The following is a 22,566-nucleotide window of genomic DNA, read 5'->3' on the forward strand; positions in this document are numbered from 1 at the left end:
ACGCCCGGAAAGGCCGTCCCTGTGGCCCTCACAGAGAACCCGTCTCTGAAGAACCTGATCGACACCCTGTCGCACCTCGACGAGGCGGGGGATTGCGCGCTGCTGCTGCTCGACGACACCGGCGACGCGCTCTTCTCCAACCCGGCCGGCGACGCCCTGCTGCACGACTGGTCGCGCGATGGAGAGCTGCCGCAGACGATGCGCCAGGCGATGCGCGACGCACCGCTCTACCTGCGCCGGCCCCTGCCCGAGGCCGGGGCGGTGATGATCTGCCTGCCGCGCGACGACAGCACCGGCCAGCGCGTCTATCTTTTCCGGGCGGACCGCCCGACGCCCGAGGCCGCGGCCTACCGCCTGATCCGCCGGCTTGCGGTGCATGACCTGCGCACCCCGCTGCAGGCGCTGCTGGCGACGACCGAGGGGCAGTCCCCGGCCCTGTCCGAGGCCGCACGGACCGCCCTCGACCGGATCACCGACGTCCTGGCGCTGTCCGGCACCGAGACCCCGGGCGCGCTGTCGCGGGCCTTCGATCCGGCCGCCACCATCACGGCGATCGTGACGATGCTGCAGCCACTGGCGCAGGCCCGGCAGGTCGAGCTTGTCTTCGACCCGCCGCCGCGACAGGCCGGGGTGCAGGGCCCGGAACCGGTCTTTCGCCTGCTGGCGCAGAACCTGATCGGCAATGCCGTGCGGCATGGCGCGGGCGTCCGGCGGATCCGGCTGCGGATGGAGCTTGATCGTCCCGGCGTCTGGACCATCACGCTCGAGCAATGGCAGCAGGCGGGCACGATCCCGCGGGCGCTTCTCGAGGGGCTTGCCCGGGGGACGGATGCCCCCTCCGAGGGGGTGCGGCTGATGCATGCCGCGGGGCAGATCCTGCACGGCAGCTGGGACCTGCTGTCCCGCGCCGGAGAGGAGGCGATCTCGATCACCTTCCCGCTGCCCGAGGCCGCCGAGATCGCGCCGGCCGAGACCGCCCCCTGCCCGCCACCGCAAGACCTCGCCGGCGCCCGCCTTCTGGTGATCGAGGACAACACGGTCGTCCGCGACTGGATGGCCCAGACCTTCCGCCGCGCCGGCGCCCAGGTCAGCACCGCCGCCGATGGCATGGCCGGGCTGCTGCTGGCGGAAACCGCCACCCCGGCATTCGATGCCGTGCTGCTCGACCTCGTCCTGCCGGGGCTCGACGGGCTGTCGATCGCGCGACGGCTGCGGCTGCGCGAACGGCGTGGCCGGCCGCGGCTGATCGGCTTCTCGGCACAGGACGATGCGGAAACGCGCGCCGCCTGCGCCGAGGCGGGGATGCGCCGTCTGCTGCCCAAGCCCCTGCCCGCCGCGCAGCTTCTGGCCAGCGTCGCGCAGGAAATTCACGCCCTCAGATCGTCGGAACCCGCCATGAACCAAGGCCCCGCCATTCCACCCTCGCCACAGGCCCCGCGTGTCGCGCTGTTCCGCGACGCGATCGTGACCGAACTTCTGGCCGACCTCGGCGCGGAGGGGGCGGGTCGGTTCATGGGCCGCGCCCTCGACGAGGCCGAGGACACCCTGCGGGCCCTGAAAGACCAGGGCTTCGGCCCGAAGACGCGCGCGCAACTGCATTCCTCGGTCGGCTCGTGCGGCATCACCGGACTGAGCTTCGTCGAAGCCTGCCTGCGCCGGATTCAGGACACCGGCCGGGAGCACGGAGACCTCGCCCCCTGCTATCTCGAGCTTGCCGAGGCGATCGGGCAGACGCGGGCGGCGCTGAACGACGGCGGCCCCCGGACCCCGGGAGCGGCCCGCCCGGCCTAGGCGGAAAGGCTCCGCACGCACCTTCGCGACGCCGGGCAAAAACCCGTCCCCGCCGCGAAGCGGTCCACGGATCCGCAGAAAACTGCTACTTGTGAGCAAGCGAAGACGCTATATGGCTCCGATACGAAAAGGGCGACGCACCGAATGACAGCCGAGAACAAACTTCAGCTCCTCATTGCCGACGATCACGCGATGATCCTGGAAATGTTCCAAATGTTCGTGGGGCAGACCGCCGACATGGAGTTGACCACCGCGCAGGACTTTGACGGCGCCTTTGCGCTGATCGGGGCAAAGGGACCGTTCGACATCATCTTGCTCGACCTGCAGATGCCCGGAATGAACGGGCTCGAGGGGCTCGACCGCGCCCTTGCGACGAACGGCGGAAAGCCCGTCGCGATCCTGACCGGCAATCCGACGGCGCATCTCGTCGACGAAGTTCTCCAGCATGGCGGGTCCGGCGTCGTCCCGAAGACCATGCCGCTGAAATCGCTGACCAATGCGATCCGCTTCATGGCGGCGGGCGAACGCTACGTGCCGCTCGAACTGCTGAACGACCGCATTACGGCACGCGACTCGCTCGACCATCCGCTGACCGACCGCGAGTTCGGCGTGCTGGAGCATCTGGCGGAAGGGCGCTCGAACCGGGACATCGCGACGGCGCTGAACCTCGCCGAGCAGACGGTGAAGATGCACGTGAAGTCGATCTGCCGCAAGCTCGGCGTCAGCAACCGCACACAGGCCGTCATCGTCTCGCGCGACAAGAACCTGCTCTGAGATCGCGGGGCCGCGAGATCCCGAAGCGGCCGCTGGCCGCCTCGGGTCGTGCCGGTCTCAGAACCGGGTCGAGAAGCTCAGCCCGAAGCTCTGGGTGTCGTCGCCCTTTTCCGTCTCGGTCGCCTTCGCCAGGTAGATCGACAGCGGCGAGCCATGCACGTCGAAGGTCACGGTCAGACCGACCGAGCTGCGCAGGTTCTTGCCGTCGTCGATCATGCCGCCGAGCGTGTCGTTCAGCCCCCAGACCGAGCCCGCGCTCACGAAGGCGCCAACCCGGGTCGGAGTGTGGAACACCTCGCCCACCGAATGCTGCACGTCGATGCTGCCGACCGCATAGTAGTTTCCGCCAAGGAAGTCCTTGCCGTCCTTCGGCCCGATGCCGCGCGGCGCAAAGCCGCGGAACGTCGCCCCGCCAACCTGATAGCGGTCGACGATCCGCGTCGCCGCGCTGCCCTGCTGGGTCAGCGCCCCGCCCTGGAAGCTGAACATCACCGCCGTGTCCGGGCTGAGCGGAACGCTCGACTGCGCCGCGATCCGGCTGTCGGCCAGCGCATGCTCGTCGCTCATATTCCAGAAATACTGGTCGAAGCGGAACGAATAGGCCGGCGCGGCGAACGTCGAGACCGCCTCGTCCGAATGGATGGAATAGCTGAAGCGCAGATAGGGGCGCGCCACCGATCCCTCTTCCGACCAGATCAGCGCGCTGGCGCCGCTGTCGATGTTCTCCAGCGAGTCGCGACGATAGCCGAGCCCGCCCTCGAACCGGCCCAGCACCGGATCGACATGGGCAAGGTATCCCTCGATCCGGGCGCTGCGGTGACCGAAGCTCTGATCGTCGTATTCGGCGTTCAGGAAGGCCGCATCCAGCCCGAAGTCCAGACGACCGGGTGTGTCGCCGGTGTGATAGGCGCTGGTCTCGAGGCTCTGGGATTCCGCCCCGAGGCGCAGGTCGATCGCGCCATAGGTGTTCGGGAACAGATTGTAGCGCTCGAAGAAGAGCGAGCCGACGACGCCATCCTCGCTGTCATAGGCGATGCCGAAGCTGACCCGCCCCGGCCGCAGCTCCTTTTCCTGCACATCCACGACCAGCGTCCGGCCATCCGCCGTGACCTTCGCCGCGGTGAACACGCCCGAGTCCTTCAGGCAGCTCTCGATCTGGCGCAGATCATCGGCGGAATAGTCGGTGTCGGGCGAGATGCCGCAAGATGCCTTGAGCTGATCGTCGGACACCATCCGGGTGCCATGCACGGTCACCGCGTCGAAGCTGCGCGCCTCGGCAAGCGGTGCGATCACGGCGCCGGACAGGATCGCGGCCCCGCCGAGCAGACCAGCGAAAGCCCCCTTGGTTTTGCGGTCAATGTGCATCGTCTCGGCTCCTCGGCTATCTCTGTCGCGCCCCTCGTGAGTGAAGCGGCACGGGGTGTCAACGCTTCACCGTTTCGGGCCGCGAGATCGGCACCGGATGTGACACCCCGGAAACGGTGCCGCCGTCTCACTCCGGCATGTGGATGAACTTCGCCCAGTGCGGCATCTTCTTCACGCCGCCGCCGACATGGATCGTCCCGGGCAGTTCATAGCCCGCGGGGAACCCCCCGGACTGGGGAAAACCGAAGACGGAGTCATGGACCGTCACGTCGTCGAGGATCATCGGCCAGACCTGCTCTGCCAGGAACGCCTGATCCATGAACCGGTTGTCATGATAGCCCTTGGCGCCGACGAGATAGTCGCGAATGTTGGGCAGGACCCCGGCGGTGCCGCCCCACATGCCGGCGAGGATCAGTTCGTGATGCAGGACATGATCACGCATCACATGGAAGCGCTTGCCCGACCCGAGCCAGTCCGACACCGCGAGAAGCTCCTTCGCATTCAGTCGCGAATCCGCGTCGCGGCAGACGAAGACATTCACCCCCGGATCGTCGGACACGAAGAAACGCCACATCGGGCGAAGCGCCGCAAGAGCGGGCCCCTCCATCATCACGACCTGCGCGCCAAAGGCCTGCAGGGCGGCGATCGCATCCGCAGGCACGCTGCGGTCGCAATAGAACCGCGCCGTCCAGCGCATATACAGATGTTTGGCGATCTGCGCGTTGACGATCGCCCCGGTCACGTATTCCGGCCGGTCCCCCCAGAGCGAGAAGGCGATGATATTGCGCTCGGGGCGTTCGGGGTCGAAGCCGCGCCCTCCGGGTTTCAGCCCGGCCCGGACGAAGGGGCTTTTGGGCGCGCCCTCAAGGGCGAGACGATGCTTGTCGCGCAGGTTCCGCAGCCCCTCGTCGCGCGCCTCCTGCTGATGGCCGGAGCGGCCCAGACAGGAGATATAGGTGTTCCGGGTCGCGATGTCCTCACGCAGCTGCAGCGCCTTGCGCAGCGGCTCGAGGGCCGTCTCGTACTCGCCGCGCTGCTTGAGGAAGAGGCCGAGCGCGACATGACCGTCGCTGTCCTGCGGGTGATGAGCCGCATAATGCTCGAAGGCCCGAAGCGCCGTCACGTTATCGCCCGCATCGCGCAGGCAATAGGCCATGAACAGGCCCGCGTTCCCCTCGGGCTCGCATTTCGCCGCGACGCCATAGGCCTTGGCGGCATCCATGAAACGCCCCTGCGCGCGCAGCTCCCGCGCGATCCGGCGGATCTCGGAGACGGGGGGATAGGGGCGGGAGCCCTCTGCGGCGCTCACGGCAGAGTCGGCGACGGACGATTCGAACATGCAGGTCATTTCCATTCGGGGGACACTCGGGGAACGATCCCAGAAAAGCCGGCCGCGTGACGCGGCCGGCGCAGACAGGGTCACGGCCGACAGGGCCGCATCAGGCCCAGGATGCCATGTCGATCAGCGAGCGCAGGTAGCGCATGTTGTTGCGTTTCGCCGCCTGCAGACCGTGACAGAAGGCTGCCCTCGTGATCGGCGTGCGCAGCGTCGCATCGCAGATCGCCATCCGCTCGGTGCTGAAGTCGTCTTCCCGGACCGAGGAGGAGAGCAGCACCAGCGGCATGCTCGGAACCACCCGGCGCAGGAACAGGCACTGCTCGACGACCTCGCCGACATCGCCGATGGAGCTCTCGTCGACGAGGCAGAAGTCGATCCGGCGCACGCTTCTGGCCAGCCAGCGTTCCGAGGTGTTCTCGAGATCGGTGAGCAACAGATTGCCCCCCATCCACCGGAGCCAGTCATTCACGGAGCTGGAGACGCCGCCGGCCTTGCCGAAAAACAGCGACAGCCCCCGCGGGCAATAGGACGGCATGTAGTTCAGCCGCGACATCTGACGTTCGCGCCCGTCCCAGAAGAACAACGACGAACGGACCTGCCGCGCCTCGTCCTGCAGAAAAGTCGCGTCCCGGCCAATCTTGCCTTCACTGAATTCGAACATCTGATGCCTCGCTTCGCAGAGTGCCCCCACTCCGTTTCGACCAGTAGCATCTTGGGCTGCGCCGCTTTCCGCTATCTGGGTTCGTCATGGAGACGATATGATCTAAATCTCATTGTGTACATACCAAAGTATGTATTCGATGAATTTTTGGTTCAAGTTTGCTGTCTGCGATGCGAGGAGCGCCGCCCCTCCCCGCCCCCACGCCAACGTCATTTAGCAATGGAAAAACGCGCTTGCACTCTGAATGCCGCCTTGCCATACACGTCGGCGCAACGCCCTTGGCCCTTATTCCACAGGAAAAAGACGCCACGCGTGTTCAATGCCGAGCAGAACATGGCCGCGGCGCGGATCGTCCGGCCGCACGCCAGCCAAGAACCGAATGGCACCGGCCGCCGAAAGGCGGGCCGCGCGATCCGGAACAGGAACAGGTCCAGACCGAAAGACATTCGCCGTGAAACGTCGCGCTTTCGTCCTCCTCGCGCTTCTCCCCCTCGCCGCCTGCGGTGGCAAGAACGGGGAGATGCAGTTCTACCCGATCGCCGGGCCGATCGCCGATGCCGATTCCTCGATCGTCATCGCGGCCAAGGCGACCAATATCGACACCTCCTCGGGGCAGCTCTACTTCCGCCTGCCCAAGCCCAAGCTGAAATGCGAAGGCACCTGGAGCTCGGTCACCCCCAAGGTCACCTCGCACGAGCGCGGCCTGTCGCTGACGATCCGCGACACCGGCGGCAAGTACAAGAACGCGACCGAGGATGTGGGCGGCGTCAACCGCGGCGAGATCTACGCCGTGTGCGAGGACGGCACCCGGATCCAGGGCAGCTTCATCCAGGGCTCGGGCACCAAGAGCGGCACCGGCACCGCCACCGACACCCTCGGCAACAGCTACAAGCTGCTGTTCTGACCTTTCGCGAAACCGGCGCGGCGCGCGGGCTCTGGCCCGGCTCGCCCGGCTGCGCTATGGCTCGGCCATGACCGACACGCCCTTCCCCACCCCCGAAAGCCCCACCCCCGAAAGCTTGGCCGCCTGCGCCGTCGACGTGCTGACCACCGCCGATGCGATGGAGAAGACGGCGAAATCGCGCGCCCATGCCAGGGCCTGGTTCGACGCCCGCGCCGCCGGCACGCCGATGCCGATCGGCACCGCCACGCCGCCGCTGCGCCCCGCCCGGCCGGAGCGGCCCGAGCTGCTCGCTCCGCGCGACGTGCCGCGCCGCCGACCGGGATCGGAGGCCGGACGCAAGGCGCTGCTGCATGCGCTCGCCCATATCGAGCTCAATGCCGTCGATCTGCACTGGGACATCCTCGCGCGCTTCACCGCGACGCCGATGCCGATGGGCTTCTATGACGACTGGGTGAAGGCGGCCGACGAGGAATCGAACCACTTCCGGCTGGTGAACGCCTGTCTCGGCACGCTCGGCTCGTTCTATGGCGAGCTGCCCGCCCATGCCGGCATGTGGCGCGCCGCCGAGGACACCGCCGAGGACCTGCTCGGCCGGCTGACCGTGGTGCCGATGGTGCTCGAGGCGCGCGGGCTCGACGTCACTCCGGGGATGATCGAGATCTTCCGCAAGGCCGGTCTGCCCGACGCCATCGCCGCGCTCGAGACGATCTATGCCGAAGAGGTGGGCCACGTCGCCTATGGCTCGAAGTGGTTCCACTTCCTGTGCGGCCGGCACGAGCTCGACCCGAAGGAGACCTTCCACGGGCTGGTGCGGACCTACTTCCACGGCGCGCTGAAGCCCCCCTTCAACGAGGAAAAGCGCGCCGAGGCCGGGCTGCCGCCCGATTTCTACTGGCCGCTGGCCGAGCGCGACGACGAGGTCTGAGCCGCTTGCACCCGCGGCGGAAACGGGGTAGGCGAGGCGCCCTTCCAGCGGAGCCCGCCTCATGCCCGATTTTCCCCTCGCCATCGACTTCGGCACCTCGAACTCCGCCGCGGCGGTGCTGATGGGCGGCCTGCCGCGCCGCATCCCCATCGAGACCGGCGCCGACACCCTGCCCACCGCGGTCTTCTTCCCGGCGAATGGCGGGCCGATGCGGATCGGCGCAGCCGCGGCCGAGGCGCTGATCGCCGGCACCGAAGGACGCTACATGCGCGCGCTGAAAAGCGTGCTCGGCACCTCGCTGCTGAACGAACCGCGGCTGATCGGCGGCAAGCGGCGCAGCGTCGCCGACATCATCACCGCCTTCCTGATCGAGCTGCGCAGCCGCGCCGAGGCGACGAGCGGTCTGCGCTTCACCCGCGCGCTTTCCGGCCGGCCTGTGCATTTCCATACCAACGACCCCGAACGCGACCGCCGCGCCGAGGACGACCTGCGCGCCTGCTATCTGGCCGCGGGCTTCGAGGCGGTCGAGTTCCTGCCCGAACCCGAGGCGGCGGCGCTGGCCAGCACCGGCAATGCCGCGGCGGGCGAGACCGGGCTCGTCGTCGACATCGGCGGCGGCACCTCGGACTTCACCCTGTTCCGCACCACCGGCGCCCGCCCCGAGATCATCGCGAGCCACGGCATCCGTCTGGGCGGCACCGATTTTGACCATGCCGTGTCGATGGCCCATGTGATGCCCGCCCTCGGCCTTGGCGGCAGCCTGCGGCGCGAGCTTGGCTCGGGCCTGCTGCCGGTGCCGCAGGCAATCTACGTCGACCTGTCGACCTGGGCGAAGATCCCCTTCCTCTACACGCCCGAGACCCGGCGGATGGTGGCCGGCATGGTCCGCGTCGCGGTCGAGCGCCAGAAGATGGAGCGCCTTGCCACGGTGCTGGAAGAAGAGCTCGGCCACGAGATCGCCTTCGCCGTCGAGAAGGGCAAGATCGCCGCGAACATGCGCGAGGAGGCCGCCCGCATCGCGCTTGGCTTCGTCGAGCCGCGGCTCGCCTGTGACGTGACGCCCGCCTCGCTCGACGCCGCGCTTGCCCGCTACCGCGCCGATCTGGCCGAGGCGATGGCCGAGACGCTGCGCCTTGCCGGGCTGGCGCCCGGGGATGTCGCCCGCGTCGTCTTTGTCGGCGGCGCCAGCCTGATGCACCTGGTGACGGAAGAGGCCGCGCGGCTCTTCCCGCAGGCCACGATGCAGCAGGGCGACGCCTTCACCGCCGTCGTCGACGGGCTCGCCCTCGCCACCGCGGTCTAGAAGCTCGCCAGCACCCGCAGGTGGCTGTGGGCGTGGTTGCCGCCGCCCTCGTGGACGTGGTGGTGGTGCTCGTCCTCGGCCACCGGGATCAGCCCGAGCGTGCCATGCAGCACCCCGCGTTCGAGGAACAGCGCCTCGGCATAGGCGCGCACCTCCGCCACCCGCCCGCGCATCACCGCCACCTCGAGCGCATGACGATGGTCGAGCGGCACCGACAGCGCCGCCACCGTCTGGTCGTGCCGGTCGAGCCGCCCCTGCGGCAGCCGCGTCGCCAGGCTGCGCACCGACGGGTCGACGACATAGCTCACCGTGCCGAAGCACTCCGCCGCCTCGGGCGCGCCCGGCCGCGCCGCCAGCGCCCGGCGCAACAGGTCGCGGATCGCCTCCGACCGGCTTTGCGCGCCGGTCTGCTCGAGATGGGCGTCAAGCTCTGCCGCCAGGTCGTCGTCAAGCGTGATCGTCGTGCGCTGCATCCTGCCTCCGTCTGTCGCGGCAAGCCTAGCACCCGCGCGCGGCAAACAGAAGCGGGCGGCAGTTCTGCCTTGCCCTGCCGGGGGCGGTATGCATAACTTTCAAAAAACGCATACGACAGGAAAAGCCATGCCCCGCTTCCTCCCGCTGCTGCCGCTGGCCCTGATGCTGGCCGCCTCGCCCGCCGCCGCGCATTTTCAGGAGCTGATCCCCTCGGCCGATGTCCTGCCCGAGGGCGGCAAGGTCACCTTCGATCTGGTCTTCACCCACCCGGTCGAGGGCGGCCCGGTGATGGCGATGCAGAAACCCGCGGGCTTCGGCATGGTGATGAACGGGCAAAAGACCGACCTGATGCCGGCGCTGCGCAAGGCCCCGGTGGGCGGCACCCCCGCCTGGGCCGCCGAGGCCGATCTGGCCGAGCCCGGCGCCGCGGTCGTCTGGGTCGCGCCGCAGCCCTATTGGGAACCGGCCGAAGGCAAGTTCATCGTCCATTACGCGAAGGTGGTGGTCGATTCCTACGCCTCGGGCGCGGGCTGGGACGCGCTGGCGGGCCTGCCGGTCGAGATCGCGCCGCTGACCCGCCCGAACGGGCTGTGGACCGGCAATGCCTTCACCGGCGTGGTGCTGAAGGCCGGCAAGCCGGTGCCCTTCGCCGAGGTCGAGGTCGAGTTCGTCAACGACGGCTCGGTCGTGCCGCCGAATGACGATTTCATCACCCAGGTGCTGAAGGCCGACGCGAACGGGACCTTCAGCTATGTGATGCCGCGCGCCGGCTGGTGGGGCTTTGCCGCGCTGATCGAAGGCGATACACCGATGACGTCGCCCGAGGGCACCGAGGTGCCGGTCGAGGAAGGCGCGCTGATCTGGGTGAAGGCAACCGGCATGGGCGGCAACTGATGGCACATATCCCCGACGGGATCCTGGCGGCGCCGGTGCTGATCGGCGGCGCGGTGCTGGCGGCGGGCGGCGTGGCGCTGGCGCTGCGCCAGATCGACGACCGCGCGATCATCCGCACCGCGATCCTGTCGGCCACCTTCTTTGCCGGCTCGCTGATCTCGGTGCCGGTCGGGCCGTCGAGCGTGCATCTGCTGCTCTCGGGGCTGATGGGGGTGATGCTGGGCAGCGGCGCGTTCCTGTCGGTGCTGGTCGGGCTGGTGCTGCAGGCGCTGCTGTTCGGCTTCGGCGGGCTCACCACGCTCGGCGTCAATACGGTCAACATCGCGCTGCCCGGCGTGGTGCTGGGCCTGGCCCTTGGCCCGGCGATCCGCCGCGCCACACGCCCCGGCCTGCGCGCGGGGCTTGCGGCCCTTGTCGGCGCGCTGTCGGTTCTGGGTACCGGCGGGCTGGTCGCCGCCTGCCTCGCGCTCTCCTCTCCCGCCTATGCCCCGGTCGCGAGCGTGCTGCTTGCCACCTATCTGCCCCTCGCCCTGGTCGAGGCCGCGATCACCGCCGCGGTGGTCGGCTTCCTCGCCCGGGTCGAGCCCGACGCCCTGAGGCCCGCCGCATGACCCGCATCCCCCTTGCCCTCGCCCTGCTGATCGCGCTCGCCTCGCCCGCCGCGGCGCACAAGCTCAAGGTCTTCGCCACCGTCGCGGGGACCGAGGTCACCGGCTATGCCTTCTTCGTCGGCGGTGGCCGGGCGCAGGGCACCGGCTGGATCGCGCGAGACGCCGCCGGCACGCAGGTGGCCTCGGGCAAGACCGATGCCGAGGGCCGCTATCGCTTCACGCCCCCCGCGGGCGCGGGCGATCTCACCGTGACGGTGAACACCGAGGAAGGCCATATCGCGCAGGCCGTGCTGCCGGCCGCAAGGCTTGACGGCACGCCCACGGCCGCCGGCAGCGCCGGCCCCGCGGCCGCCGCCTCGCTCGCCGCCGCGGGCGTGGTGACCGCCGCCCCCGCCGCCCCGCCCCGCGACGACGACGCCCTTGCCGCCCTCGTCGAGGCCGCGGTGCAGCGCCAGGTCGAGCCGCTTCAGGAACAGATCGAGGCGATGGATGCCCGCCTGCGCCTGACCGACGTGATGTCGGGGATCTTCCTGATCATCGGGCTCGCGGGCATCGGGCTGTTCCTGCGCGGGCGGCGCGGATGATCCCGGCTGATCTGCGCTTGCGGCTGGTGGCGGCGGTTCTGCTGGTACTGGCCGCCTCGCAGCTTGCCCATCTCGGCCCGGCGCTGGCCGCGCTCGCACTCGCCCTGATCCTCGCCCTTGCCACCCGCCCGGACCGCGCGCTCTGGCGCCGGCTGCGCCATGTCGAGGGCTTCGTGGCGCTGCTCCTTCTCACCCTGCCCTTCGCCGTGCCGGGCGCGCCGCTGCTCACCCTCGGCCCGCTCAGCGCCAGCCTCGAGGGGCTGAGCCGCGCCGCACTTCTGACCGCCAAGGTCACCACCGCGGCGTTGGTGCTGCTCGCCCTTCTCGGCACCGTCGAGCCGATCCGCCTTGGCGCGGCACTCCACGCCCTGCGCCTGCCCGAACCGCTGGTGCGGCTTTTCGTGCTGACCCTGCGCTATCTCGGCCTGATCGGCGACGAGGCGCGGCGCCTGCGCGAGGCGATGCGCGCCCGCGCCTTTCGCGCCCGCACCGACCGCCACACCTGGCGCAGCTTCGGCAACCTGATTGGCATGCTCTTGGTGCGCGCCCTCGACCGCGCCCGCCGGGTCGAGGAGGCGATGCGGCTGCGCGGATTTTCCGGCCGCTTCCCCCATGCCGCGCTCGCCGCCCCCACCGCACGCGACTGGACGGGCTTCGCGCTTCTGACTGGCCTTGCGGCCGCCGCGCTGTTACTCGACAGGCTATGATCCCGCTTCTGTCCCTCACCGATGTGCGCGTCTGCCGCGGCGAAAGCCCGGTGCTCGACGCCGTGTCGCTGACCCTGCGCCCGCGCGACCGGCTGGCGATCGTCGGGCCGAACGGGGCGGGCAAGACCACGCTTCTGCGCACCCTCGTCGGGCTCGAACGCCCCGCCTCGGGCCGCGTGCGGCTCTTCGGGCAGGACTGCACGACCGAGGCCGAGTTCCGCGCCGCCCGCCCGCGCATCGGCTTCCTGTTCCAGGACAGCGACGACCAGCTCTTCTGCCCGACCGTGCTCGAGGACGTCGCCTTCGGCCCGCTGAACACCGGCTGCACCCTGCCCGAGGCCGAGGCGCGCGGCCGCGAGACGCTCGCGGCCCTTGGCATCGCCCATCTCGCCGAGCGTGTCACCCACCGGCTCTCGGGCGGCGAGAAGCGGCTCGTCTGCCTTGCCGGCCTCTTGGCGATGCGCCCCGAGGTGCTGCTGCTCGACGAACCGACGAACGGCGTCGATGCCGCGAACGGGGCGCGGCTGCGCGCGGCGCTTGCGGGGTTCGACGGCGCGATGATCCTCGTCTCGCATGACGAGGGCTTCGTCGCCGAGCTTGCCACCCGCGCGCTGCTGATCGCGGACGGCCGCCTGACCGAGGCCGAGATCCACACCCACCCGCATCTGCACGCCCACCCGCACCTGCACCCCCATCCCTGAACGGCAGGGCAGCGCTTCTGACCCTTTGTGCGTTGGCATTTCCGCATTCCCTGCGCTAAGACGGCCCGAGCCGCCACACGGCGCGAGAGGTCCCGGAGGAAGCCAGATGCCCTATTACCGTTCCCGCAAATCGACCCATGGCCGCAACATGGCCGGCGCGCGTGGCCTTTGGCGCGCCACCGGCATGACCGACAGCGACTTCGGCAAGCCGATCATCGCGGTCGTCAACTCCTTCACCCAGTTCGTGCCGGGCCACGTCCACCTCAAGGATCTGGGCCAGATGGTCTCGCGCGAGATCGAGGCTGCGGGCGGCGTCGCCAAGGAATTCAACACCATCGCCATCGACGACGGCATCGCCATGGGCCACGACGGGATGCTCTATTCCCTGCCCTCGCGCGAGATCATCGCGGATTCGGTCGAATACATGGTGAACGCGCATTGCGCCGACGCGATGGTCTGCATCTCGAACTGCGACAAGATCACCCCCGGCATGATGATGGCCGCGATGCGGCTGAACATCCCGGTGATCTTCGTCTCGGGCGGGCCGATGGAAGCGGGCAAGGTCACGGTGAACGATCTCGAGCACGCCGTCGATCTGGTCGACGCGATGGTGGTGGCAGCCGATGATGCCTATACCGACGCGCAGGTGGACGAGTTCGAGAAGAACGCCTGCCCGACCTGCGGCTCCTGCTCGGGCATGTTCACCGCGAACTCGATGAACTGTTTGGCCGAGGCGCTTGGCCTGGCGCTGCCGGGCAACGGCTCGATGCTGGCGACCCATGCCGACCGCAAGGAGCTGTTCCTCGAGGCCGGGCGCAAGATCGTCGAGATCACCAAGCGCCATTACGAGGGCGAGGAAAAGGGCCTGCTGCCGCGCGACATCGCCACCTTCGAGGCCTTCGAGAACGCGATGAGCCTCGACATCGCCATGGGCGGCTCGACCAACACCGTGCTGCACCTGCTGGCGATCGCCCATGAGGGCGAGGTCGACTTCACCATGGACGACATCGACCGGCTCAGCCGCAAGGTGCCCTGCCTGTGCAAGGTCGCGCCGGCGAAGCAGGACGTGCACATGGAAGACGTGCACCGCGCCGGCGGCATCATGGGCATTCTGGGCGAGATGGGCCGCGCCGGCCTGCTGCACACCGACGTGCGCACCGTGCACAGCGAAAGCCTGGGCGAGGCGATCCGGAAATGGGACGTGATGACCGCGAACGACCCGTCGGTCGAGGAATTCTACCGCGCCGCGCCGGGCGGCGTGCGCACCACCCAGGCCTTCTCGACCGGCAACCGCTACAAGGCGCTCGACCGCGACCGCGAGGCCGGCGTGATCCGCGACCTCGACCATGCCTTCTCGAAGGATGGTGGTCTCGCCGTGCTCTTCGGCAATATCGCGCTGAACGGCTGCATCGTGAAGACCGCGGGCGTCGATGACTCGATCCTGAAATTCTCCGGCCCGGCGAAGGTGTTCGAAAGCCAGGACGACGCGGTCTCGGGCATCCTCACCGGCAAGGTGAAGGAAGGCGAGGTCGTGGTGATCCGCTTCGAGGGCCCGCGCGGCGGCCCGGGGATGCAGGAAATGCTCTACCCGACGAGCTATCTGAAATCGAAGGGGCTGGGCAAGAAATGCGCCCTGCTCACCGACGGCCGCTTCTCGGGCGGCACCTCGGGGCTGTCGATCGGGCACGTCTCGCCCGAGGCGGAAGAGGGCGGCACCATCGCGCTGGTGGAAACCGGCGACCTGATCGAGATCGACATCCCGAACCGCACGATCAACCTGGCCGTCGACGAGGCGACGCTCGCCGCCCGCCGCGCCGCCAAGGGCCCGCTGCCGTGGAAACCCGCCGCGCCGCGCCCGCGCCAGGTCTCGACCGCGCTCAAGGCCTACGCGATGTTCGCCTCCTCGGCGGCGAAGGGTGGCGTGCGCATCCTGCCGGAGTGAGCGCCGCGACCAGAGACTGACGAAGGCCCCCGCAAGGGGGCCTTTTGCTTGCCGGGAGCGGCTAGCCGGGCAGCCCGTCGATCCTTGGCACATCCTCGAGACCCTCGGCCCAATCCGCGCGGCTCGCGTAACAGATATGCGCCTCCGGGCGCACCTCGATCCGGCTGTCGAGCGCCCCGGCAGGCACCACAAGCAGCGCGCCGTCCATCTGGACGTTCGGCAAAGCCGCCCCACATTCCCGGCAGAAGCCTTTTGCATGGTGCGTGCCGGGCAACCGGAAGGTCCGGACGTTCTCCTGCCCCGAAAGCCAGGTGATCTCGGCCGTCGTGGAAAACAGGTTCGCGGCGTGGTCCGAGCCTGTGTCCTTTCGGCAGCGCGCGCAGTGGCACAGGAAAAAATGCTCGAACGCCCCCGAGATCTCGAACCTGACAGCGCCACACAGGCAGCTTCCGGTAGTCAATGGCTTCATCGCCTCGTTCCTCCTGACCTCGTCATGTCCGCTTGCCGTGGCGGGCGTCGATGCGAACAGCCCCGTCCCGCCCCGCTTCTTCTTGGCCCCAATACCTCGGGGGTCCGGGGGCAGCGCCCCCGACGGGTCGCCTCGCCCCCGCGAGGCGAAACCGCCACACCTCACTCCGGGTGGTCGATCTTCCCCGCCGCCCCCGCCTGTGCCGGCATCAGCCGCCGGAAAAGCGTGTCGACCAGGAAGTGGATCGCCGCACCGGTCAGCCCGCCGACCAGCACCTCGGCCCCGCGCCACAGCCCGTCGGCAAGCGGCTGCGGATCGGCCGCATGCGAGAGATAGACGATCGGCACCGTCCACATCGCCACCTTCAGCTGCGGCCATTTCCGCGCGATCCAGGCGGCGATCGCGACCCCCGCCGACATCTGCACCACCGTGCCGAACTGCAGCTGAGCAAGCGCAATCCCCGTCGCCATCGCCGTCACCACCCCGGCCAGCGTTCCCGCCAGCCGCTGCAGCGTGGCGCTGCGGGTCTCCGAAAGACGTTCCTGCGAGACGATGATCGCGCTGACCGAGGCCCAGGACGGGTAGTCCAGCCCCAGCCACAGCGCGATCAGATAGGCCGCCGCCGCTGCCAGCGTGCAGCGCAGAACGAAGAGAGCGTCGCGCAACCCCGCCTGCATCCGCCCGCCTTACAGATAGCGCCCGCCGCGTTCGAGCACCTCGATCTGATAGCCATCGGGATCGGCGATGAAGAAGAACCGAGCGATCACCGTGCCAGCGGGGGCGAAATCGACGATCTTGCGCGGGGCGAGCCCCGCCGCCTCCATCCGCGCATGCTCCGCCGCGACGTCCGCGACCGACACCGCCAGATGGCCATAGCCATTGCCCAGATCGTAAGGCTCGGCCCGGCCTTTGTTCACCGTCAGCTCAAGCTCGAACGTGCTTTCCGCATTCGCCAGATAGATCAGCGAGAAGTCGGGGAAATCGAGCCGCTCGGCCACGGTCAGCCCGAAGGCTGCCTCGTAGAACGCCAGCGACCGCGCCTCGTCCAGCACGCGGATCATCGAATGGATCATCTTGGCCATGTCTGCCCTCCGTTTTGCCCCTGTCTGGCAGGGGCGCGGGCGAAGGGCAAGTCAGGCCTGCAGGAAGGGGACCGGCACGCCGAAGGCCTGGGCCAGCAGCACGAAGTTCAGGCACAGCACGACCAGCGCGCCCGCCCCGGCGGCGATGCGCACCTTCAGCCCCGAGACGAAATCGCCCATCACCGAGCGCTGCGCCGTCAGCCACAGCAGCGCCAGCATCGGCACCGGCAGCGCGATCGACAGCACCACCTGGCTCATCACCAGCGCTTCGGTGGCGTTCACCCCCGCCAGCACCACGGCAAAGGCCGGCACCATCGTCACCGCCCGCCGCAGCCAGAGCGGAACGCTGATCCGCAGGAAGCCCTGCATGATCATCTGCCCCGCCATCGTGCCGACGACCGAGGAGGAGATCCCCGAGGCGATCAGCGAGACGAGGAACACCCCGGCCGAGGCCGCGCCCAGCAGCGGCGTCAGCGTGTGATAGGCGGTCTCGATCTCGGCCACCTCGGCATGGCCCTGATGGAAGGCCGAAGCCGCCATCATCACCATCGCCATGTTCACCATGCCGGCGACGGACAGCGCCACGATCACCTCGATGTTGGAGAACCGCAGCACGGCCCGACGCTCGGTATCGTTGCGCACCCTTGCGCGGTGCTGGGTCAGCCCCGAATGCAGATAGATCGCATGTGGCATCACCGTGGCGCCGATGATCCCCACGGCAATCGTCAGCGCGCCGAGATCGGGCAGCACCGGCGTCGTCAGCCCGTGCACCGCCCCGCCCCAGTCGATCGGCGCGATCAGGATCTCGGCCAGATAGCAGATGCCGATGACGCCCACGAGCGCCCCGATGATGATCTCCATCGGGCGGAAGCCGAAGGCCTCGAAGGTCAGGATCAGATAGGTGACGACCGCGGTGATCGCCATGCCCCACAAGAGCGGGATGCCCAGAAGCAGCGACAGCCCGATCGCGCCGCCCAGGAATTCGGCGAGGTCGGTGGCCATCGCCGCCACCTCGCTCACCGCCCACATCGCCATCACCAGCGGCTTCGGCAGATGCTCGCGGCTGAGTTCGGCCAGGTTCTTGCCGGTGACGATGCCCAGCTTCGCCGACAGCGCCTGGAACAGCATGGCGATCAGGTTGGCGAACAGCACCACCCAGAGCAGCGCATAGCCATAGCCCGCCCCCGCCTGGATGTTCGTCGCGTAATTGCCCGGGTCCATATAGGCGACCGAGGCGATCACCGCCGGGCCGAGGAACACCAGCCACACCCGCGGCCCGCGGATCCGGCCATGGATCGCGGCGGTCATCACCGTCTGCGTGCGTCGCGTCAGCCTGTCGCTCGGTTCCATTGCGCCCCTGCTCTCCCCGATTGCTCGGCCGGAATTTAAAGCCTTGGCTACACTTCTGTCAAACGGCTTCCTTCGCTGCCGCGACCTTTCACACGGTTTTCAAGGTGAAGCCGAGGCTGTAAAGTGTTCCGCACCGGAGGATCCCATGACAGAGCCCACCCAGACCGACGACGCCGGGACCACCCCCGCCACGTCCGCCCGCTTCAGCCAGGCCCGCGCCGCCCAGTCGATGGCGGTGCTCGAGGATTACGCCGAGATGATCGACGACCTCACCGCCGAGATGGGCGAGGCGCGGATCACCGACATCGCGGCGCGGATGGGGGTGACGCATCCGACGGCGACGAAGGCGGTGGCGCGGCTCAAGCGCGAGGGGCTGGCGAATTCGCGCCCCTATCGCGGCGTGTTCCTGACCGAGGCGGGCGCGGCGCTGGCCGCGCGGGTGCGGGCGCGACACCGGGTGGTGGTCGACCTGCTTGTTGCCGTGGGCGTGCCGAACGAGACCGCCGAGCTTGATGCCGAGGGGCTCGAGCATCACGTCTCGGAGGTCACGCTGCGGGCCTTCGAGGCCTTCCTCGACGAGGCGCGGGGCGGCAGCGCGGCCTGATCCGCCCCGGGCGTGACGCCGCGGCAACGCCGCCACATCGGCGACACAGAGCCCTCTTGCGAAATGCCGGCTTTCGGTCACACTTGCGTGAGGGCCGAAGCTTTTCGGCCCGCCGTTCCCGGGGCGGGCGAACGGATTTCCGACACTTCTGACAGGACCGGCGCAGCCGGGAACTTCGTTCCAAAAGGATCACAGCAGCATCATGCACTTCAGAAACGCAACCGTGGCGGGCCTCGTGCTTCTCACCCTGTCCGCCGGCGCCAGCTTCGCCCTCGACCGCAAGCTGACAGTCTACAACAAGTCGGGCTACACGATCACCGAGTTCTACGGCTCGAACAGCGGCTCGAACAACTGGGAGGAAGACATCCTCGGCAAGGACGTCCTGCCCCCCGGCGGCTCGGTCACCATCGATTTCAACGACGGCACCGGCTACTGCATGTTCGACTTCCTGGTGAAGTTCGAGGATGGCGACGAGATGACCGACAAGATCGACGTCTGCACCGTCGGCACCTACAACATCACCAACTGAGCCCGCCGGCACCGCAACGGGATCAGGCCCGAAATGCAAACGGGGGAGGCAACGCCTCCCCCGTTTCGTTTTCCGCTGCGGGCCTTGCGGCCTCACATGTTGGGATAGTTCGGGCCGTCGCCGCCCTGCGGCGTGGTCCAGGTGATGTTCTGCGACGGGTCCTTGATGTCGCAGGTCTTGCAATGCACGCAGTTCTGGAAGTTGATCTGGAAGCGCGGATTGCCGGCCTCGTCGGTCAGCACCTCGTAGACCCCCGCCGGGCAATAGCGCTGCGCGGGCTCGGCATATTTCGCCAGGTTCACCGCGATCGGGATCGACGGGTCCTTCAGCTTCAGATGACACGGCTGGCTCTCTTCATGGTTGGTGAAGGAGAAGGCCACGTTCGTCAGACGGTCGAACGAGATCTTGCCATCGGGCTTCGGATAGTCGATCGGCTTGAACTTCTTCGCCTCGCCCGTATGCGCCGCGTCGGTCTTGCCGTGCTTGATCGTGCCGAAGAACGAGAAGCCGAACAGGTTGTTCGTCCACATGTCGAGCCCGCCGAGAACCAGCGAGGCGGCCAGCCCCCAATGCGACCACAGCGGCTTGACGTTGCGCACCTTCTTCAGGTCGGCCGCGATCGGGCCCGAACGCAGGTCGGCCTCGTACTCGACCAGCTCGTCCCCCTCGCGCCCGGCCTTGATCGCCGCCGCAGCCGCCTCGGCCGCCGCGATGCCCGACAGCATGGCGTTGTGGTTGCCCTTGATGCGCGGCACGTTGACGAGCCCCGCCGAACAGCCGAGCAGCACGCCGCCCGGGAAGGTCACCTTCGGGATCGACTGCCAGCCGCCCTCCGAGATCGCCCGCGCGCCATAGGCCACGCGCTTGCCGCCCTCGAGCAGGTTCTGCACCATCGGGTGATGCTTGAAGCGCTGGAATTCCATGTAGGGGAAGAGATACGGGTTCTCGTAGTTCAGGTGCACCACGAAGCCGATGAACACCTGATTGTTCTCGAGATGGTAGATGAAGGCGCCGCCGCCGGCGTTCTTGCCCAGCGGCCAGCCCATGGTGTGGGTGACCGTGCCCTCGCGATGCTTCGCCGGGTCGATCTCCCAGATCTCCTTCATGCCGAGGCCGAACTTCTGCGGGCAATGGCCCTTCGACAGGTCGAACTTCTGCATCACCACCTTGGAGAGCGAGCCGCGCACGCCCTCGGCCAGCATCACGTATTTGCCGCGCAGCTCCATGCCCGGTTCATAATGCGGGCCGGGCGTGCCGTCCGACTCGAGCCCCATCTCGCCCGCGACGACGCCGGCGACCCGGTCGCCGTCCCAGACGATTTCCGAGGCCGACATGCCCGGGAAGATCTCGACCCCCAGCTCCTCGGCCTGCTCGGCCATCCAGCGGCAGACATTCGCCATCGAGACGATGTATTTGCCGTGGTTCGACATCAGCGGCGGCATCGGCCAGTTCGGGATGCGCATGTGCCCGGCCGGCCCGAGAATGAAGAAATTGTCCTTCTTCACCTCGGTCTTGATCGGCGCGCCCTTTTCCTTCCAGTCCGGGATCAGCTTGTCGAGCCCGACCGGGTCGAGCACCGCGCCCGACAGGATATGCGCGCCGACCTCCGAGCCCTTCTCGAGCACCACGACGTTGAGATCCGGGTCGATCTGCTTCAAGCGGATCGCCGCCGACAGCCCCGCGGGACCGCCACCCACGATCACCACATCATATTCCATCGACTCGCGTTCGATCTCCGCCATGGCCTGGCTCCCTCGACTGGCTTCAGCACTACGGCCCCGTTGCTAACTTACCTGACGGAACGAAGCAATTGTGACGCAGCGACTATGCGCAACATTCTTTCGCTTTTTCGCGGCACCGGCGCGACCGCAACGGCGGCCGGCGGCGCAAATTCCGGCGCGACCCTTGACTTCGGGGGGCGATGGCGGATTTACACTCCTGTCAACACGATGTTGCCAGCAAGCTCGGAGCAGGGGCTCTCATGGAAAAGATACCGATGACGCGCGCGGGTTTCGACGCGCTCGATGCCGAACTGAAAACCCTCAAGACCGTCGAACGCCCCACTGTCATCAAGGCGATCGCCGAGGCGCGCGAGCATGGCGACCTGTCGGAAAATGCCGAATACCACGCCGCGCGCGAGAAGCAGAGCTTCATCGAGGGCCGGATCAAGGAGCTCGAGTCGATTCTCGGCCGCGCCGAGGTGATCGATCCCTCGAAGATGTCGGGCGCGATCAAGTTCGGCGCCACCGTCACCCTCGTCGACGAGGACACCGACGAGGAACGCACCTATCAGATCGTGGGCGAGGCCGAGGCCGATCTCGAACGCGGCCTGCTGAACATGAAATCCCCGCTCGCCCGCGCCCTGATCGGCAAGGACGAGGGCGACAGCGTCGAGGTCCGCACCCCGGGCGGCGAACGCAGCTATGAAATCCTCACGGTCCGCTACCTCTGAGGACCAGACCGAAAGGTTTGCCGTGATGAGCGACGCCAAACCGGATCGCATCGCCCCCGAGCCGCCGGCGCCCGTCGCCGCGGCCACGGCGGGCGCGCCGATCAGCCCCCCGATCGCGGATGTGCGCACGCGCGCCGAGGCCGGCCGCGGCTTCGGCCCGATCGAGCGCATCGCCGCCGGGCTCAGCCTTGTCTGGCTGGTGCTCGTCGCGGCGTTCTGGCTGTTCGTGCCGGGCAATGGCGCCGGGCTCGACGCCGCCTCGCTGGTGATGGCGGTGACCGGTATCCTGCTGCCGCTGGTGATGATCTGGATCGCCGCGATCACCGCCCGCACCGCGGCCGAGATGCGCGCCGAGGCGCAGGCGCTGAAGGCCTCGGTCGAGACGATGCGCGCAGCCTGGCTCAGCCAGTCGCAGCTGCGCGCCGGCGCCACGATCGAGAAGAAGCTCGACGAGGTGGCGCAGGTCGCCCGCCAGGCGGAAACCGCAATCGCCACCTTCACCTCGCGGCGCGACGCCGGTGCGACGCCGCCCTCGGCCGACCGCAAGGCGGCGCTCGCGGCGCCCCGCCCCGCCGCGCCCGGCGAGGACCAGCCCGCCCTTGCCCTCGGCACGCCGGCCGAGGCGCTCGCCCAGCCGGTCTCGGTCGCCGATTTCATCTGCGCGCTCAATTTCCCCGACAATGCCGATGACCGCGAGGGCTTCCGCGCGCTGCGCCGCGCGCTCGAGGACCGGACGATGGCGAAGCTGATCCGTGCCGCGCAGGACGTGCTGAACCTGCTCGCCCAGGACGGCATCTACATGGACGACCTGACGCCCGACCGCGCCCGGCCCGAGCTGTGGCGCCGCTTCGCCCAGGGCGAACGCGGCCGCGAGATCGCCGCGCTCGGCGGCGTGCGCGACCGCTCCTCGCTTGCCCTCACCGCCGGCCGGATGCGCTCGGACACGATCTTCCGCGACGCCGCGCACCACTTCCTGCGCCAGTTCGACCGCACCTTCACCGAATTCGAGACGAACGCCTCGGATCAGGAAGTGGCGGAACTTGCCGAGACCCGCACCGCGCGCGCCTTCATGCTGCTCGGCCGCGTCACCGGCACCTTCGACTGA

General features: G+C 68.6%; 25 protein-coding genes. 15 read left to right on the forward strand and 10 right to left on the reverse strand.

The features are described 5' to 3' along the window. The first annotated feature begins 21 nt into the window (after nt 1-21). Nucleotides 22-1,791 carry an ATP-binding response regulator gene (locus AC0QTQ_RS16280; protein WP_480257427.1) on the forward strand — a complete coding sequence of 590 codons (1,770 nt, stop codon included), beginning with the start codon at nt 22-24 and terminating at the stop codon, nt 1,789-1,791. Between the two features lie 144 nt (nt 1,792-1,935). Next, entirely contained in the window at nt 1,936-2,565 is a 630-nt protein-coding gene (locus AC0QTQ_RS16285; protein WP_480257428.1) for a LuxR C-terminal-related transcriptional regulator, read from the forward strand. Nucleotides 2,566-2,622: 57 nt separating this feature from the next. Here AC0QTQ_RS16285 and AC0QTQ_RS16290 read toward each other — a convergent pair whose 3' ends face one another. The 4 genes from AC0QTQ_RS16290 to AC0QTQ_RS16305 all read right to left on the reverse strand — a co-directional run bounded on the left by AC0QTQ_RS16290 (nt 2,623) and on the right by AC0QTQ_RS16305 (nt 6,376). Continuing rightward, on the reverse strand, nt 2,623-3,930 hold the full coding sequence (locus tag AC0QTQ_RS16290) for a BamA/TamA family outer membrane protein (protein WP_480257430.1): 1,308 nt from the start codon (nt 3,928-3,930) through the stop codon (nt 2,623-2,625). Between the two features lie 127 nt (nt 3,931-4,057). After that, the gene (locus tag AC0QTQ_RS16295) at nt 4,058-5,269 is read right to left on the reverse strand and encodes a hypothetical protein (RefSeq protein WP_480257431.1); all 1,212 of its coding nucleotides are present in this window, start codon (nt 5,267-5,269) and stop codon (nt 4,058-4,060) included. 100 nt (nt 5,270-5,369) lie between these two features. Continuing rightward, nucleotides 5,370-5,930, reverse strand: coding sequence for a hypothetical protein (locus tag AC0QTQ_RS16300; RefSeq protein ID WP_480257432.1), 561 nt, complete (start codon nt 5,928-5,930; stop codon nt 5,370-5,372). 209 nt (nt 5,931-6,139) lie between these two features. Further along, the gene (locus AC0QTQ_RS16305) at nt 6,140-6,376 is read right to left on the reverse strand and encodes a hypothetical protein (RefSeq protein WP_480257434.1); all 237 of its coding nucleotides are present in this window, start codon (nt 6,374-6,376) and stop codon (nt 6,140-6,142) included. Between the two features lie 74 nt (nt 6,377-6,450). Here AC0QTQ_RS16305 and AC0QTQ_RS16310 point away from each other — a divergent pair, with 74 nt between their 5' ends. From AC0QTQ_RS16310 to AC0QTQ_RS16320, 3 genes are all read left to right on the forward strand, one after another. After that, nucleotides 6,451-6,834 (forward strand): hypothetical protein, encoded by a 384-nt coding sequence (locus tag AC0QTQ_RS16310; protein ID WP_245965253.1) that lies wholly within the window; start codon nt 6,451-6,453, stop codon nt 6,832-6,834. Nucleotides 6,835-6,901: 67 nt separating this feature from the next. Then, on the forward strand, nt 6,902-7,759 hold the full coding sequence (locus AC0QTQ_RS16315) for a ferritin-like domain-containing protein (protein ID WP_480257440.1): 858 nt from the start codon (nt 6,902-6,904) through the stop codon (nt 7,757-7,759). Between the two features lie 61 nt (nt 7,760-7,820). Then, on the forward strand, nt 7,821-9,062 hold the full coding sequence (locus AC0QTQ_RS16320) for an Hsp70 family protein (RefSeq protein ID WP_480257443.1): 1,242 nt from the start codon (nt 7,821-7,823) through the stop codon (nt 9,060-9,062). On the opposite strand, the gene nikR is transcribed toward AC0QTQ_RS16320, so the two are convergent. Then, entirely contained in the window at nt 9,059-9,535 is a 477-nt protein-coding gene (gene nikR / locus AC0QTQ_RS16325) for a nickel-responsive transcriptional regulator NikR (protein WP_480257444.1), read from the reverse strand. The genes AC0QTQ_RS16320 and nikR overlap by 4 nt on opposite strands. Before the next feature lie 127 nt (nt 9,536-9,662). On the opposite strand from nikR, the gene AC0QTQ_RS16330 reads away from it, so the two are divergent. From AC0QTQ_RS16330 to ilvD, 6 genes are all read left to right on the forward strand, one after another. After that, on the forward strand, nt 9,663-10,430 hold the full coding sequence (locus tag AC0QTQ_RS16330; RefSeq protein ID WP_480257445.1) for a DUF4198 domain-containing protein: 768 nt from the start codon (nt 9,663-9,665) through the stop codon (nt 10,428-10,430). Further along, nucleotides 10,430-11,041, forward strand: a complete 612-nt coding sequence (cbiM, locus tag AC0QTQ_RS16335; RefSeq protein ID WP_480257446.1) for a cobalt transporter CbiM — start codon at nt 10,430-10,432, stop codon at nt 11,039-11,041. The genes AC0QTQ_RS16330 and cbiM overlap by 1 nt, the downstream gene beginning before the upstream one ends. Further along, a complete protein-coding gene (locus AC0QTQ_RS16340) occupies nt 11,038-11,625 on the forward strand; it encodes a cobalamin biosynthesis protein CbiL (RefSeq protein ID WP_480257447.1) in 588 nt (195 codons plus the stop codon). The genes cbiM and AC0QTQ_RS16340 overlap by 4 nt, the downstream gene beginning before the upstream one ends. Beyond that, complete coding sequence (gene cbiQ, locus AC0QTQ_RS16345) at nt 11,622-12,332, forward strand: cobalt ECF transporter T component CbiQ (RefSeq protein ID WP_480257448.1); 711 nt, start codon at nt 11,622-11,624, stop codon at nt 12,330-12,332. The genes AC0QTQ_RS16340 and cbiQ overlap by 4 nt, the downstream gene beginning before the upstream one ends. Beyond that, the gene (locus AC0QTQ_RS16350) at nt 12,329-13,033 is read left to right on the forward strand and encodes an energy-coupling factor ABC transporter ATP-binding protein (RefSeq protein ID WP_113901290.1); all 705 of its coding nucleotides are present in this window, start codon (nt 12,329-12,331) and stop codon (nt 13,031-13,033) included. Before cbiQ ends, AC0QTQ_RS16350 begins: the two co-directional genes overlap by 4 nt. A gap of 106 nt (nt 13,034-13,139) precedes the next feature. Then, nucleotides 13,140-14,975, forward strand: a complete 1,836-nt coding sequence (gene ilvD, locus AC0QTQ_RS16355) for a dihydroxy-acid dehydratase (protein ID WP_480257449.1) — start codon at nt 13,140-13,142, stop codon at nt 14,973-14,975. A gap of 61 nt (nt 14,976-15,036) precedes the next feature. On the opposite strand, the gene AC0QTQ_RS16360 is transcribed toward ilvD, so the two are convergent. From AC0QTQ_RS16360 to AC0QTQ_RS16375, 4 genes are all read right to left on the reverse strand, one after another. Then, complete coding sequence (locus AC0QTQ_RS16360; RefSeq protein ID WP_480257450.1) at nt 15,037-15,444, reverse strand: GFA family protein; 408 nt, start codon at nt 15,442-15,444, stop codon at nt 15,037-15,039. Nucleotides 15,445-15,605: 161 nt separating this feature from the next. Further along, a complete protein-coding gene (locus tag AC0QTQ_RS16365) occupies nt 15,606-16,109 on the reverse strand; it encodes an FUSC family protein (protein WP_480257451.1) in 504 nt (167 codons plus the stop codon). Between the two features lie 21 nt (nt 16,110-16,130). Further along, nucleotides 16,131-16,526 (reverse strand): VOC family protein, encoded by a 396-nt coding sequence (locus tag AC0QTQ_RS16370; RefSeq protein WP_480257452.1) that lies wholly within the window; start codon nt 16,524-16,526, stop codon nt 16,131-16,133. Between the two features lie 51 nt (nt 16,527-16,577). Continuing rightward, nucleotides 16,578-17,876, reverse strand: coding sequence for an Nramp family divalent metal transporter (locus AC0QTQ_RS16375; RefSeq protein WP_480257453.1), 1,299 nt, complete (start codon nt 17,874-17,876; stop codon nt 16,578-16,580). Between the two features lie 145 nt (nt 17,877-18,021). Between AC0QTQ_RS16375 and mntR the strand changes: the two genes are divergently transcribed. Both mntR and AC0QTQ_RS16385 read left to right on the forward strand, forming a co-directional pair. Continuing rightward, nucleotides 18,022-18,480 (forward strand): manganese-binding transcriptional regulator MntR, encoded by a 459-nt coding sequence (gene mntR / locus AC0QTQ_RS16380; RefSeq protein ID WP_480257454.1) that lies wholly within the window; start codon nt 18,022-18,024, stop codon nt 18,478-18,480. Between the two features lie 202 nt (nt 18,481-18,682). Next, nucleotides 18,683-19,009 (forward strand): hypothetical protein, encoded by a 327-nt coding sequence (locus AC0QTQ_RS16385; protein WP_245965255.1) that lies wholly within the window; start codon nt 18,683-18,685, stop codon nt 19,007-19,009. A gap of 92 nt (nt 19,010-19,101) precedes the next feature. On the opposite strand, the gene AC0QTQ_RS16390 is transcribed toward AC0QTQ_RS16385, so the two are convergent. Then, nucleotides 19,102-20,751: an electron transfer flavoprotein-ubiquinone oxidoreductase gene (locus tag AC0QTQ_RS16390; protein WP_480257455.1), complete on the reverse strand. Its 1,650-nt coding sequence runs from the start codon at nt 20,749-20,751 to the stop codon at nt 19,102-19,104. A gap of 239 nt (nt 20,752-20,990) precedes the next feature. On the opposite strand from AC0QTQ_RS16390, the gene greA reads away from it, so the two are divergent. Both greA and AC0QTQ_RS16400 read left to right on the forward strand, forming a co-directional pair. Next, nucleotides 20,991-21,461, forward strand: a complete 471-nt coding sequence (gene greA, locus AC0QTQ_RS16395; RefSeq protein WP_183077503.1) for a transcription elongation factor GreA — start codon at nt 20,991-20,993, stop codon at nt 21,459-21,461. Nucleotides 21,462-21,486: 25 nt separating this feature from the next. Next, a complete protein-coding gene (locus tag AC0QTQ_RS16400; protein WP_480257456.1) occupies nt 21,487-22,566 on the forward strand; it encodes a hypothetical protein in 1,080 nt (359 codons plus the stop codon).

Source organism: Paenirhodobacter sp. YD-8, assembly GCF_056590935.1.